The 15,264-nt window shown below is 40.3% G+C and carries 11 protein-coding genes; 4 read left to right on the top strand and 7 right to left on the bottom strand.

Going from position 1 to position 15,264, the window contains the following annotated elements; all coding sequences use genetic code 11:
- Positions 1 to 104 precede the first annotated feature (104 nt).
- The 7 genes from OGM63_RS23530 to OGM63_RS23500 form a co-directional block, all read right to left on the bottom strand.
- Positions 105 to 1,607 (bottom strand): NarK family nitrate/nitrite MFS transporter, encoded by a 1,503-nt coding sequence (locus OGM63_RS23530; protein ID WP_263748098.1) that lies wholly within the window; start codon positions 1,605 to 1,607, stop codon positions 105 to 107.
- A gap of 258 nt (positions 1,608 to 1,865) precedes the next feature.
- Positions 1,866 to 3,512 carry a ferredoxin--nitrite reductase gene (locus tag OGM63_RS23525; RefSeq protein WP_263748097.1) on the bottom strand — a complete coding sequence of 549 codons (1,647 nt, stop codon included), beginning with the start codon at positions 3,510 to 3,512 and terminating at the stop codon, positions 1,866 to 1,868.
- Between the two features lie 665 nt (positions 3,513 to 4,177).
- Positions 4,178 to 5,542, bottom strand: coding sequence for a hypothetical protein (locus tag OGM63_RS23520; RefSeq protein ID WP_263748096.1), 1,365 nt, complete (start codon positions 5,540 to 5,542; stop codon positions 4,178 to 4,180).
- 62 nt (positions 5,543 to 5,604) lie between these two features.
- On the bottom strand, positions 5,605 to 6,723 hold the full coding sequence (locus OGM63_RS23515; RefSeq protein WP_263748095.1) for a hypothetical protein: 1,119 nt from the start codon (positions 6,721 to 6,723) through the stop codon (positions 5,605 to 5,607).
- A 282-nt stretch (positions 6,724 to 7,005) separates the two neighbouring features.
- Entirely contained in the window at positions 7,006 to 8,841 is a 1,836-nt protein-coding gene (locus OGM63_RS23510; protein ID WP_263748094.1) for a hypothetical protein, read from the bottom strand.
- A gap of 152 nt (positions 8,842 to 8,993) precedes the next feature.
- Positions 8,994 to 9,290 carry a hypothetical protein gene (locus tag OGM63_RS23505; RefSeq protein WP_263748093.1) on the bottom strand — a complete coding sequence of 99 codons (297 nt, stop codon included), beginning with the start codon at positions 9,288 to 9,290 and terminating at the stop codon, positions 8,994 to 8,996.
- 285 nt (positions 9,291 to 9,575) lie between these two features.
- Positions 9,576 to 10,013 (bottom strand): RNA polymerase sigma factor, encoded by a 438-nt coding sequence (locus OGM63_RS23500; RefSeq protein ID WP_263748092.1) that lies wholly within the window; start codon positions 10,011 to 10,013, stop codon positions 9,576 to 9,578.
- Between the two features lie 472 nt (positions 10,014 to 10,485).
- Here OGM63_RS23500 and OGM63_RS23495 point away from each other — a divergent pair, with 472 nt between their 5' ends.
- From OGM63_RS23495 to OGM63_RS23480, 4 genes are all read left to right on the top strand, one after another.
- A complete protein-coding gene (locus tag OGM63_RS23495; protein WP_263748091.1) occupies positions 10,486 to 11,640 on the top strand; it encodes a response regulator in 1,155 nt (384 codons plus the stop codon).
- A 219-nt stretch (positions 11,641 to 11,859) separates the two neighbouring features.
- Complete coding sequence (locus OGM63_RS23490; protein WP_263748090.1) at positions 11,860 to 13,158, top strand: HEAT repeat domain-containing protein; 1,299 nt, start codon at positions 11,860 to 11,862, stop codon at positions 13,156 to 13,158.
- Entirely contained in the window at positions 13,152 to 14,174 is a 1,023-nt protein-coding gene (locus tag OGM63_RS23485) for a cell division protein FtsX (protein WP_263748089.1), read from the top strand. Before OGM63_RS23490 ends, OGM63_RS23485 begins: the two co-directional genes overlap by 7 nt.
- A gap of 140 nt (positions 14,175 to 14,314) precedes the next feature.
- Entirely contained in the window at positions 14,315 to 15,118 is an 804-nt protein-coding gene (locus OGM63_RS23480; RefSeq protein WP_263748088.1) for a DUF3598 family protein, read from the top strand.
- Positions 15,119 to 15,264 lie beyond the last annotated feature (146 nt).

Below are 15,264 nucleotides of genomic sequence, written 5' to 3'. Positions count from 1 at the left end.
AATATTGAACCACAGATAAACCTGAGATACACACAGATTGATTTTCTGTGTGTATCTCAGGTTTGATTTTGAGAATTAATCTAAACCTAACTACTATCTAAATCTTATTCTTCCGCTAAGATGACAGATTTTTGGGTTGGAGTTTCTGGTGATTCACCTTCGTAAGCACCAGCAAAAGAGCCTTTGGGTTCTTTGAGGAAAAAGGCACACATAAAGGCACAGATTAAAGCAGCTATACCCATTGTGGCAAAGAGTGTTGATGGATTGGTTAAGCTGTAGATTGTTAGATAAACCACACCGCCGAAATTACCATAAGCGCCGACATTACCGGCAATTTGTCCTGTGGCTTCTTTTTTAATTAAAGGTACGATACCGTAGGTTGCACCGCAGCCAGCTTGGGCAAAGTATGCGGCTAATATTGTGACAGCGATCGCTAGCGGAAGAGGCCAGCTTTTGTTAATGAAATGTGTCATCAAATAGCTGACACCAATACCAACAGAAATAATTGTTATTGTCCATTTGCGAGAGCCAAATTTATCAGAAATTAAGCCACCACTAGGACGAGAAATTAAGTTCATGAAAGGATAGATAGAAGCAATCATCCCCGCGATTACATGCTCTAAACCAAAGGTTTTCTCAAAAAATGCCGGCAACATGGAAACCGCAGCAAGTTCAGAACCAAAGTTAGTAATGTATGTGAATTCGAGTAAAGCTACTTGACCAAATTGATAGCGTTCAGATGGAGCGTAAATTTTTCTGCCAGTTAATAGTTCTTGGTTGACTTTATAAGCTTGGTAGCTTTGGTAAGCAAATAATCCGGCTAACGCAACCCAAACTAAATACATTTGGCTGAGAGTTAAAAAGTGAATGTTCTTTTGTTCCAAACGCCAAGCTAGTAAACCTAAAGCGAAAATCAAACCAAAGTTTGAGATAATCATCGCCCAGAAGCTTTTGACACTGGTTACTTCTAAAGAACCATTTTTATTAGGACGTTTGTAAGTTTTGCCAGCAGGTGTATCTTGAACGGTGTTGAAATAAATTACACCGTAAATTGCTGCAATAATACCTGTCAGAGCGATCGCTAAACGCCAGTTAGAAGCACCACCAGTCATAAAGCTAGCCGCAACTGCAATTAGGGGTAGGGTAAACTCAGCCCCAAAAGCACCAAAGTTACCCCAACCACCATAAACACCTTGGGCTATGCCAATATCTTTCGGGGGAAACCATTCCGATACCATGCGGATACCCACGACAAACCCTGCACCGACAATTCCCATCAACAAACGACTGATAACCAATTGGTTAAAGTTTTGTGACAGCGCTGTAGCCATACAAGGAACCACAGCAAACATCAGCAGCATTGAGTAAGTTCTTCTCGGACCAAAACGATCCAAAAGCATCCCAATGATAATCCGCGCTGGAATTGTCAGCGCTAAGTTGCAAATACCCAAAGTTTTAATTTGTTCGGGCGCCAGATGTAGCTGCTTACCTATAGTTGTCGCAAAGGGAGCAAAGTTAAACCAACAAACAAAGGTAAGAAAGAAGGCAAACCAAGTCTGATGTAAGATGCGATAGCGACCGGTAAATGAAAGTAAACCTTTGAGCATTGAGTTTTCCTAAGTAAAAACTGAATAATTGCGTAGAAAAATCTGGGGGAAAATTATGTAATTGCCCTTGGTATTTGTTAGTTGTTAGTTGTTAGTTGTCACACATTATTCTTAATTCCTGTAGAGACGCGAAATTTCGCGTCTCTACAACTCCAAACTCCAAACTCCAAACTCCAAACTCCAAACTCCAAACTCCAAACTCCTAACTCCTAACTCCTAACTCCTAACTCCAAACTCCAAACTCCAAACTCCTAACTCCTAACTCCTAACTCCTAACTCTTCTTTTGCGTGTGCGCCGAAGTTTTCAATTAGCAGTTGGCGTAATACTGGCTGCAAATCTTCGCAGGGTATGCCTTTGGTGACACAAGTTCCTAAATGTGCGTCTGCACCAACTTTGCCGCCCATATAAATGTCAACTCCTTCTAAAGTTTTGCCATTTTTGCGTACTTTAGTTCCCATTAAGCCGATGTCTGCAACTTGCGGCTGGGCGCAGGAGTTAGGACAACCAGTCCAGTGAATGCGTACAGTCTGAGTGAATGTTAACTCGCTTTCCAATGCTTTGATCATTGATAAGGCGCGGTTTTTGGTTTCGATGAGGGCAAAGTTGCAAAATTGGGCACCTGTGCAAGAAACTAGCGATCGCCTTAGCGTATTCGGCTCAATTGTAAATCTTTCTAACAGATTTTCTGTTAAAAATGTTGCCAATCTTGTATCAGCAATATTGGGGATAATTACGTTTTGTTCAACCGTGAGCCTAATTTCACTGCTGCCGTAAACTTCCGCTAGACGGGCGATTTCAAACATATCGTCGGCAAAAAACCGACCGACAGGAACGTTAAAGCCTACGTAGTTTAATCCGGGTTGCTTTTGTTTGTATACCCCGATGTGGTCGCGTTTTTCCCAGTCGATTTCGTCTTTCGCGGCTGCGCTGATAAATGACTTACCCAAACGGTTTTCGACTTTTGAGCGGAATTTGTCTAAACCCAACTCGTCAATTAGCCACATTAGGCGGGATTTTTGGCGATTGGCACGTAAACCGCGATCGCGAAAAACTTCCAAAATGGCTCTACATACAGCAACTACATCGGATGGTGGCACCCAAGCATTTAGGGGAATCGCTGCATCACACCGTTTGGCAGAGAAAAAGCCCCCTACCAGGACGTTGAAGCCAAAAACTCTTTGGGGAGTGGGGAGTAGGGAGTAGGGAGTAGGGGAAGATGAAGAGATAGCAGGTTCTTCTTCCCCGCTCACCACTCCCAATTCCCCATTCCCCTCCTTAAAAGCAGGGACGAAAGCCAAATCGTTAATTTCCGCATGAACTGAGTTATCACGTCCACCGGTGATGGCGATGTTAAACTTGCGCGGCAGGTTGGTAAACTCTGAGTTACCAACGCCATTGTTGGTAATCATGTCTTGAATTTGCTGTACCAACTCTCGCGTGTCAAACAATTCATCCGCATCTAATCCAGCGACGGGATCGCCTGTGATGTTGCGAACGTTGTCCATTCCTGACTGTACACTTGTTAAGCCAACAGCCTCAAATTTATTAAAGATATCTGGTAAATCTTCAATGCGGATGCCCCGCAATTGGATATTCTGTCTAGTAGTGATGTCAGCGTAGCCGTCTTCACCGTAACGCTGCACTACTTCGGCTAATACACGCATTTGATGAGAAGTCAGAATACCGTTAGGCATCCGCAACCGCATCATAAACTTGCCGGGAGTGACTGGACGAAAGAAGACACCCACCCACTTTAGCCGATGGTCGCGGTCGGTTTCGTCCATTGCTTCCCAACCCAAGGAGGCAAATTTTTCGATTTCTGCCTTCACAGCGAGTCCATCTTTTTCTGCCTTGAATTTCTCGAACTTGTTTAAGCTGGGTGTGGTAGTTGCTGTGTCTGTCATGAGTTGACTTCCGTTGCTTTGTTTCTGACTTCGCGCTTGAATATCTGAATGTAGTTTTATTGGTTTGTCGCTCTAGGATTTTTAAGTCGGCAGAAGGTATATCTATTTAGAGTAAATTTTTGAGTTTTGCGAGATTGCAAATTGGTCAAGGCTGTTTTTTTACCAGACTTGTAACGATTTGCTTAGTACTAAGTTAAGGTTACATGAATGTGAAAATCGTATAAATAGCTACGAAATTTTGGTAAAATTGACGAAAATGTATCAAATCGATGCATTTTCTGCATAAAGTAAATTTGCGTGAGGGCGATCGCACTGACTGCAATTAAAAAGAGGGGCAATTGCCCCCCTGATTTTTTAGCATGGTGTGAAATGCGATCGCACTGACTGCAATTAAAAAGAGGGGCAATTGCCCCCCTGATTTTTTAGCATGGTGTGAAATGCGATCGCACTGACTGCAATTAAAAACAGGGGCAATTGCCCCCCTGATTTTTTAGCATGGTGTGAAATGCGATCGCACTTCTTCCTTAATTAACTGCTTCTTCCCTTGCGATCGAGCCTAGTGTTGAGTTGTTGTTAACAATTGTTATGTCACACATATTACTTACTGCGTTGATGTGTAGGTTAACTTCTTGCTATCTAGTCACCCTCGACTGCGAATTATTGAATTAATGTTTTAGGTTGCTGCTTCTCCCCTCAGACCTGGCATTCACTATTCTTATATATCTCCCCCATCTTTTATCTTGCTCCATCGCCGCCTTTAAAGCTCGTGTCTGCTGGTCAATAGAATCAAAAATTTGTTTAGCTAACAGAGGTGTTTGTGCTTTTGCTTTATCGATTGAAGGGGAAGCCGAAATGTTAGTTAATACCTTTTCGTATGTATTTTTTGCTCCTTTTCGATATTCCTGGCAGACAGATTCTAGAGCTACCCATTGAGATAAGTTTCTCACGAATATCACCATAAAATCTGGGCTAGAATATTCCTTAATCCGCTCCTCTGGAGATAAGAAAACTTGATAATCATGAATGGCGTTTGAGAAGCTTGAAGATTGAACTTGCTCACAGTATCTTTCGATTGAACGCCAAAACATTGTTGCATCAAACAATGTAACCACGATCGCAGAGAGAGCGCGAACTGCATAGTGAAAAGTTTCCACAGCTTTAGCTGCTTCAGAAATACCACTTTCAGCTTTCAGCATTTGCTGAGAATAGTATTTAATCTCATCCAAATTGTTAATTCTATCCTGATTATACTTTTGGGATGTTTCATTATAAGTCGCATGGGTTTCACGTAGCGCTTCCTGTTTGGGGTCTTTAACGCAGCTCTTAGTAACAGTTTTCATAGCACCTACGAACCAGCCATCTTGGAGTTTTTCTACGCTCTGAACATACTCTGTAGTCAGTTTATTCATATCTCTTTCAAGACATTCACTAATTGTTTTTGCTGCGGCTAGTTTTCCTTCAAATTCATTCAAAAGCTTAGTCATTTTTAATTTATCATCATGACTAAGAACTTGGAACTCAATAGCTTCTTGATTGACAAGCTGCGACTTATTACAAAGGGCTTGGATTTGCTCTGATAATTTCTGGGATTCATTAGCCATATCTCCTGCAATCTTTCTACAGTATTTGAATTGGATTATGGCTAACTTGTCTTTACCTTCCAATAGCAATCCGTATATCTTGATGAGAGTTGTGGTGACTTCTTTGGCTCGCATTCCAAAAATATCAAGTGTGTTCCTACAATTACCAGAAATATCAAGCAGGGATTTCTGTAATCCAGACACTTTGCCCCAAACTTTTGTACCAGCCAAGACGTTGTATGCCAGAAACATTAAATCCGCAGCATTTTGCAAATTTAATACTAAGGAGTCGATGGATAATTGTGCTAAGATATCCTCACGAGATTGCAATACCAACTGACTGCTAGTTTCTGGTAAATTTTTCACCGAATACAACTCTTGTTTACTGTTGATGGAAAGTGTGATCAATCCTTCTGTTGAGTCGTGGTTAACTATTGTTATGTCACTCATGTTACTTACTTCCTTGATTTATTCCTTAACTTGTTGCTAATTGAATTAATGTTTTAGATCGCTTATAGGATGTTTGTAGTTAAGTTGACGACAAATTTATCCAGTTCGTTGATTTCACTTAAAATATCAGGATCGCTCAAAGACTTAAGTTCATCCGCATATTCTCTGACGTTATCAGCTTTTTGTTTTGCTAAGTCAATTCGTCTTTCTATGAGATCATAAAATTTTGCCATATTATTATTTGATGCTATTTTCTTGGACAATGTTTCGATTTTGCTATTTAGTTCATCTTTATAGCTAAGGTCTTTAATAGTAATACTGTTGTCAATTCTCTTAAAAAAGAATTGATTGTTGTTTACCATAAATTTATCCTGATCACTAATAGTGAAACTGATTGTTTGACTGCCAAAATTGTCACTATACTGTCCAGGTACATCATTCTGAGTAAAGTTTACAGTTTCATTAGGTAGTATTTGATAGTTTTGCTGCTTTCCAAAAGCGACTAATTTATTAGTGGATAAATATTTTTTGAGGGTCACTAATGCTGCTGGTCTCACTTCAGGAAATAGTAACCTTGGTTTTATTTCTGACAGATAATTGTTAATGTCCAAACAATTTCTATCAGCAGGTACTATCGTGGTACCAAAAATGTTAAAACAACTTCCATTAGCATCGACTCGCATTCTGCCAATACTATCAATGATTTTGGAACTATAGTTCCACTGTCCCTCAGCAGAAAGATTTACAATAATTGGTATTGATAATCCATTAGTCAAGTTAGGTAGGAAGGTTTCTTGGTTAGCATCTAAAACAATTTTTGGCTGCTTGTCATCTTTGATTTGAGTCAAAAGTCCTTCAGACTCTTGCTGATATGTATTGCTCAAATCTTGAAATTTTTTAGCATTTTGCCCTGATTCAGTTTTAATTTTTTGTAATTGATTATCTATATGTACAAAAAATGCTTTGCTATTCTCATAAGACAGACTAGGAAGTATTTTAATTGATTTTCGTACATTCTCAATCTCTTGTTGGATTTTGAATGAATGAGAGATTAGGGTGATGTTGTCAAATGCCAAAGCAGGTGTTGGAGCAAAAAGCAGTACAGACAAAATCACAACTACTAAGGTTTTCCACACAACTTTGACTTTACTTAGTAGGCTTTTATTCACAGAAGATGTCATTTTTATACTCTTATAGTTGTAACTATCTGTCTATGGCTTAGGTCGGTAGTTTATTGCTTGAACTTCAGATAGATATAGATGGCAATAATAACCATCTATATCCTTAAGATGCACGAGCCTCTGAGGAGGGCTGGGAGGCAAGGCTCCCAACCACTTGAATAGAGCAAAATGTCAATTGGACCTGTAAATCAATTTGTCAACTGAATTCTTACAGCAGATTGCGTTGTTATGAAATACACGTAGAGACGTAGCAATGCTAGGTCTCAGAGCGGGTTTTGGGTTTTACGCATGTACCTCATCTAACTGAAATTTGCTGTAAGGCACTTCCTGGGCTGAAACAGTTAAAGCCTGCATCTGAAGGTTAAAAGCCTGCATATTAGCCTCCATAACCCCCTTCTGATCGTTAGCCGATTTAAAAACTTTGTCAGCTAATTTAGCTACTTGATCTGCTGCTTGCTCATCTGATGGTGCTTCTTTGTGATTGTCACTGACTTTTGTGTAGACTTTATTTACTTCTTGTATGTAAGCAACACAAACATTATTGAGAGCTACCCACTGAGCTACATTAATCAGTGCCTGGCTGATGAAGTCTTCACTAGAGTAGTATTCTTTCCTTGTCTCTACTGAATATTTTTTTATGAGCTCAATATTTTCTACCAAGTCGGTATTCGCTAGTTTCTCTTTGCAATAGTTCGCCATATTTCGCCAGAAAAGCGATGTCTCAGTCAATGCAGCCACGACTCCATGGAGGGCTCGGATGGCAAATTCCAGACTCTGGATTGCCACTGAAAGATTATTAGTATCTTCAGTGGTGTGTTGGATTTCGACTGCGTATTTTTCAAGATCAGCCAATGCATCACGGTTTTGTTTGGCAAGCTCGTTTCTGTGCTTGTAGAAATCCATCTTCTGTTTTGACGCAGTTTGCATAGCTGAGTGTGACTGTGCTGACACTTGCAACATTGCCTCGGAAGCTGCTGTTAACCCTGTAATAAGCGTTGTGATGGCTTGTTCTGCTTGTTGCAGCCTTCTATTGATATCAGCCTGTTTAATCTTTAATTCATCTATTTTTTGTTTTGCGTCCTCTTTCTGCTTTTCTGAAGACTTGTTATCAGTACTAATTTTCTCAAATTTTTCGATCTCGGCATCGTTTGTTTTTTTCTCTTCCTCAATATCGTCTTTTACCTGTTCTTTTTTTTTCAATTGATCACTAAGACTTTCATTGTTCTTCTCCACTTCTGCTGAAGGTTTCTCAGTGGTTGGCTTACTACCTGTTTCTGGTTTCTTAGGATCAACAAATCCTCCCGGAAGTCCCAAAGGAGACTTGATTGCGATCACAGCTTGAGCTGCTGCGCCAACACCAGCAGCAAGTGGTGTCATAACTGCGCCAATTATTCCTGTAATAAAAGCACGATCGCCCTCAATTTTTTCTCGATCTTGAGCCTTTATATATTCATCTTGTGCCTCAGTAAGTGCTTTTCCAATTTGCTCTTGAAGCTTCTTAGTTTGTGCCACAAGAGCGATAGTAGAATTAAGCTTTTTTTGCAGTTGTTTCTTAGTAGCTTGGTCTGTAACCTTATCATTAATAGCTGTTTCAGCCGCATTTTGTGCCTCGCTAGCAAGGGATTGAAACTTAGCTGCTAATGTGTCTGATTCATTAGCCATCTCTTCAGCAACTTTTCCACAACGTTTCAGTTGATCTATAGCCATATCCTCTCTACAATTGAGCATCGATTTGTAGGCGCTGAATGCATTGTCGGCAACTTTAATAGATTTATCTCTAAACTTCCCCATGGTTACTATGGCTATGCTAGTCGCCTCTAACAGCTTTGCCTGCAATCCAGACACGTCTTTCTGTAGGGATCTTTTGGCTAAGGCATTGTATGCAAGAAAAATCAAATCTGCTGAATGATTTAACCCGACTACCACCTCACGGATGGATAAATTGTTGAGAATTGACTTCTCAGATTCAAGCACCAATGCATCTGTGCTTTTAAGTTGAGTTGTAAGCTTGTATTTCTCTTTAACTCCTTTGTCAAACTCAAAGGTCACCTCGAAATTATTCTGACGTTGCAGTTCGGCTGCATCATCTGAAGGTGTAACAATTGTTATGGCGCTCATTCTATTTACCTGTGAACTATGTTTTTTCGTGGAAGTCTGATTGATAGCAATGGCGTGTTGGAATAAAAGCTACACACCATTCAACGCTCTACACTTTAAAGACGATCTCCGAGGACAATTTCTGAATTTTTTGAGTTAGAGGCGTTTTTTCTCTAAATAAATGCACCATTACAAACCAGACTCAGAAAAAGAGAATTCTTCCGTACCATCGCTTGCAACCGTTTCAAAGCCTCGTTAATCTCCCCACGAGGCTGATAAAACAACTGGTGACGATAGAGCACTGCGATCAGCCGCTCACGCTTGATTATTCTCAAACCTGACCAAGTGCGATCGCACTGACTGCAATTACAGTGGATGGAAACAGGTGTGAGGTACACAATATAAATTTCAGGCATCAGGCAGAAAGCCTGTTTGACTTCATAATTCTGCCGGAAAAATAGCGATCGCACCACAAAAGTGAAGATAATCGCTCTTTCTACATATTCAAAGTTGTCTCAATTAAAGTAATCAACATTGAAGCGATCGCCTTCCTTCTAATAAAAAGAAAGAAAGAAAGCGATCGCTAAATGTATTCGTCGAATGAGCTTGATATTTGAGAATATGCGTTAATAACGCACTACAGACCAAGGACGAATTTGTTTATCAACGTTCTCTTGACTCCTGAATTAAATTAGGGTGAGGACGCGTCCTCACCCTAAGTCTCAAACTAATGCAGAGGCTTCAGCTCTAACTAGTCAGGGGTTGCTTTTTGACATACCTCCTCGTCCTAAAGTCCGAGGATTCCTTAACGCTTCATTGGGTTGTGCTATCGAAATAGTTGGTAAGTTATTAATAGCGTGGTGAATAACTATCTTTTTCTCGCATTGCTCTAAATCGCTTACGAGCGTATCGTACTGGAATTGGTGTCTTTGCTCTTCATGAGGAGCGATCGCATCTATATTTTCGATTTGCTTGAGAACGCGATCGCGTTCTCGATGAATATCTATGCAGAGGTTATGAGTCACTCGAATCAGCCAAGCCTTAAAGTTGGCAATTTCCCCCACGTACTTTTGTACCTTTTCCCAAGCTTTGAGCATCGCATCGGAGAGTGCATCTTCAGCATCAATTCGGTTCCCGTTCATCCACTTGAGACAACAACGGTAAAGCTCATCTCGATACTCCTCACATATCACACAAAGCTAGGGTGTAAGGTCTGAAAAAAGATTACACCCTTCAGCTAGCGTCGTATTTGCTAGCTGTATATATTTATAATCTCTCTCACTCATTTCCGGTAGTCCGCAAAGTCGGATATTAAAGTCGGATCAAGTCGGAACTTGCATAATACGCATAATCTCTTACATATATAAATACATAGCCGTACTAACACTCATTTACTTGTTTAGGCACTATGAATTACAACCGTAATAATACTGAAATAGCATCGATGAAAACTATGTTTACCATTGAAAAACTCGTGACTTTTATTTGATAAATCGCCCTAATAGTCCCAAAAATGTGGAATTCCAATGGTGGAATCGTAATTTTCGACTCCTTGCTGACTCCTAAGTGTAAATCAGCGCTTTGCAGATTTTATAAGGTAGTTTATAATACAGAGTGTTTTCTCTTGCCAGAATAAAAACCTTACCAAAAGATACATAGTCACCCATGACCGTTGAAAAAGTACTCCAACTTTTAGAAGCTGCTCTGGAAGCCAAGACAGGGAAACATTTGACACCCGTAGAAAAAGAAATCTTAAAAGCTGCTCAGAATAACGAAACATATCAGCAAGTTGCCGACAGTTTATACCTCAGTGTCGGGTATATTAAGGATTTAGCTTATCCCTTATGGCAGCAGCTTTCAGACTTATTTGGGCAGAAAGTAACCAAGAATAACTTTGCCAAGATACTCCAAGACCAAGGTGCCATAGCCACTCTCGCTCCGAAGAAAATCCAAACCAGCGACGTCGATCAAAATTGGCACCCCAAAGGCAATATATTAATTGTTGACGACCCGATAGAGAATTTGCAGGTTCTCACAGAAATATTAACCAAACAAGGTTACAAAGTTCGCAGCCTTACCAATGCTCAGATGGGATTAAGCACAATCAGACATAACTTACCTGATGTCATTTTGCTGGGTGTTAAAATACCAGAGGTGGATGGCTACCAAATCTGCAAAACTCTCAAAGCTGATGAATATACCGCAGAAATACCGATTATTTTTTTAAGCCCCCAAAACGAGACTATTAATAAAATTAAAGCTTTTGAAATGGGGGGATTAGATTATATCACTAAACCTTTTAAAGCACAAGAAGTAATTGCGCGGATTCAAATTCAACTAACTATCCAACAACAAAAACACCATCTGCGAGAGAAAATTGAACAACATCAACAAACCACAGAGATTCTCTACCAATCTCGTGCGCTTCTTGCTAGTGTATTGAACAGTTCCCAAGATGGCATTGCTGCTATGCAAGCGCTAAGGGACACAACAACCGGAGAAATAAATGACTTTTGCTGTCTGGTAATTAATCCCGTCTTTGCCAAGCTGTTTGGTAAAGAAAGAAAAGACTTGATAGGTAAGTCTGGACTTAAGAAACTGCTGAATCAACTCTATCCCCGATTGTTTGATTCATTGCTACAACTAGGTGAAACAAGAGAATCATTTGAACAAGAATTTTATTGGTCAAATGATGAGATTCCGAAATGGTATTACTTAATTGCTGTAAAATTGGGAGATGGCTGTTCAATTACCGTCCGCGATATTACAGAAGTTAAGCAGCTGAAATTTAAGTTAAATCTGCAAGCTAATTTGGCTTGATATTTAGTGTTAGAACGACACAAAAATAAAAAACCGTAAAACCCGTAGAGATTTTTCTGTGTGGAAGTCTCTACAATATAAGCAATTAACTAAACATCATATAGCATTTCCTACGCAGCTGAGGTACACCCAAATCTTTTTTTACCAAGGTTAGTAGCTTTGAAAACGTACCTCACTTCTGTCGGGAAGCGCTATATAACAACCAACAACCAATTAATTGTGAATAACATCAACCAGCTTTTGGTGCAAGCGCAGGCAGCACATGATGCGGCTGATTGGTCAAAAGTGTTGCAATGCGTACAGCAATTGATTCTGGGAGAAGATTCCACACACCCAGAGATAGTTAAAAATCAAGCATATTTGCGGGAATTAGCACTCTCAGTTCTAGAAATGGGAGATTTTCAGCAACGCTGGGAAATTGCTAAGGTGTTTGTCCGTTTGGGAAATGTTGCTATAACCCCGTTGATTGAGATCCTAGAAGATGAAGATGCAGAGGACGACTTGCGGTGGTATGCAGTGCGAATTTTAGGCAATCTGAAAAATCCGATTGCGATCGCATCACTGGTGGAATTTCTGAAAGCTACTGAGGATGAAGAACTTAAGGCACTTGCTGCTGCTGCATTAGGACAAATTGGACAAAGTGCGATCGCTGCTTTATCAGAACTTTTAGCTTCAGTTGATACACGAGTTTTGGCAGTGCGATCGCTTTCTTACATCCGGCAACCAGAAATTATTACACCTCTATTAAGTGTCGTGCAAGATCCGCTAGTTGAAATACGTGCGATCGCAATTGAAGCTCTCAGCAGCTTTCACGATCCTCGTATTCCACCGATTCTTTTAAATGCTTTAACTGATGTCGCTGCTGCTGTTAGAAGAGAAGCTGTGCTTGGGTTAAGTGTTCGCACTGACTTACACTCCAGTTTAGATTTGGTGACGAAACTCCAACCCAGACTTGATGACTTTAATCTACAAGTTGCCCAAGCAGCAGCGGTTGCACTTTCGCGGATCGGTAGTGATGAGGCTGGTAAACACTTATTTATAGTGCTAAGTTCACCCCGGACACCAATAAAATTACAAATCGAAATTGTCCGCGCCCTCGCTTGGATGAAGACATTATCTGGTTTAGAATATCTTCAACAAGCATTTGAGCAACTTTCATTAGAGACACTGTGGTTAGAAATTGTCACAGTTTTAGGTCGAGTCAGCGATTCGACATTAACTGCCTCTTCGACAGGAATTTTGCTTTCAATAGTGCGATCGCAACATCCAGCAGTTGAGATTGTCTCAATTAAAAGTGCGATCGCTTTATCTTTGGGACAATTAGGCAATATCGAAGCAATTGAACCGTTGATTTTTCTTTTAGCAGATAATAATGAAGTTGTCAGATTGCATGTCGTCGCTGCATTAAAGAATCTTGCACCAGAAATCGCTTATCAACAATTGCAACAATTATTAAATAATCCCATGCTGACACCAGATTTCCGAAACGGAGTTACCGCAGCTTTGGTGGAATGGTAATAGGTAGTAAGTACAGAGAGTGCTTATTTTCAGCACTCTCTGTACTTACTACGCTAGCCACATTTATTCTCAACATGCCAAAATGTGGACGCGAAACTAATACATCGGTATTTAGTGTGTTCAAATTTTTTACTAAACTTGATTACCTGCTGAAAGAGACTTTCCTCGGTTTGCTGCGGGGAGGTTGGATGAATTGGGCAGCAATAAGTACCGTTACGGTGTTACTGTTCTTATTCGGTTTGAGTCTGCAAAGTTCTTGGCAATTAGAAAAGCTGCTTAACCAATTTGGTAGCCAGCTAGAATTATCAGTTTACCTTGATGCGGGTGCTACTGTTGAAGCGATCGCTCCAATAGTTGAGAAATTACCTCAAGTAGCAGCAGTGCAAACAATCACCAAGGAGCAAGCTTGGAATAAACTAGTTAAAGAACTAAGAATTTCTGATATTGAAGGTGCTACCCAGCAGTTAGGCGATAATCCTTTAGTTGATGAGATTAAAGTCAAAGCACGTAACTCCCAAGTTGTCCCCACTTTAGCGACGCAACTTGCTAAAATACCCCAAGTTAATGCAGTGCAGTATGTAGATGAAGCTGTGCAACGCATGGCTCAGTTACATCAATCTTTGAATTGGATTACTTTAACAATTACCATCATTTTGACTTCAACAGCCATCGCTGTAACTAGCACGACAATTCGCTTAATTGTTCTTGCACGACGTCGGGAAATTGAAATTATGCAACTTGTGGGTGCAACTTCGACTTGGATTTATCTACCGTTTATTTTACAAGGAATTGCTTTTGGTTTAGTTGGTGGTGCGATCGCTTGGAGTTTCATTTCTCTAATTCAGCAGTTTCTCACTAATTCCCTCAACTTACAACCTGAGTTGATCCAATTTCTCACCAACGGTTTGCAACTCACCAACACACAAACTTTATTATTACCTTTAATTCTCCTCAGTTTTGGTGCCACAGTCGGATTATTAGGAAGTTTATTTGCAGTGCGCCGATTTGCTAGATAATGGAGTCAGGCATTGGGCAGAAGGAAGGAAAAAGGGGAAAGGGACGGAGTTCTTGAAAATTTATTGTTCATCTTTTCCTTTTCCCCTCTTCAAAGGGCATTCGGCAGAAGGTTATTTTTAATCAACAATCCAAAATCGCTATGCGATCGCAATGGGAACGTTTACTGCAAAATATCGGTGTCTGGTCTGGTTCATTTACTCGTTTCTCTCCCCAAGGTGAATTGGTGAATGATACAAACTCAATTGTCTCCTTGGAAGGTTTGAACAATAATCAGACTATTCGCCAAATTATCCGTCTGGGGGAAGATGAAAAAGTTTTAGAATATAGTTCACTAGGACGAAGTGTTCTATTTTTTGAAAATGGCGAATTTTCTCAAGGTTCGATTCAGTTAGCACCGTATTCTGAATTTGGTGCCGAATTTGGATTTATTCAACAAAATCAGCGCTTACGGTTGGTGCAGATATTTGATAAAAATGGCGATTTAGACCAAATTACCTTAATTCGCGAACATTTTGCGGGAACTGAAGCGGCACAACGCACACCTTTAATGATAGATGACTTGTTGGGAGAATGGCACGGCGAAGCTGTAACAATATATCCTGATTGGCGATCGCCTGAGACTTTTTCTTCTACTCTACAATTAGGACTTGATGCTGGGCGATTAATTCAAAGTTTAACCTTTGGCGATCGGACAATTACTTCAACTGCTACGATTAAAGGCTCTATAATTGACTTTGACGAAAACCCTCGCCATCAGGTGCAAGTATTACTCTTACCGAATGGTGTTTCCGCTAATTTACCAGTTAAAGTGCAATTACGTCAAAGCTTTATCTTAGAAGCGGGTTGGTTAATCGAACCTAACTTACGTCAGCGGATGATTCGCAGTTACAGCGATCGAGGCGAATGGGTTAGCCTCACCTTAGTAACAGAAAAACGAGTCTAATACTAGAATATCATGTCCTTTACAAGAAAGATGCTGAAAGCCCTTGAGCATGTGGTACGCCATAGTACCACATGCGTGCTTTAGACAAGGGATGAAAGCTGGTTGCAGGATTTATCCTGCATTATCTTTTAATTTCAAATTATCTA

The sequence above is a fragment of the Plectonema radiosum NIES-515 genome (assembly GCF_025753815.1).
Classification (GTDB): domain Bacteria; phylum Cyanobacteriota; class Cyanobacteriia; order Cyanobacteriales; family Nostocaceae; genus Hassallia; species Hassallia radiosum_A.
This window is presented reverse-complemented; position numbering and strand designations above follow the sequence as displayed.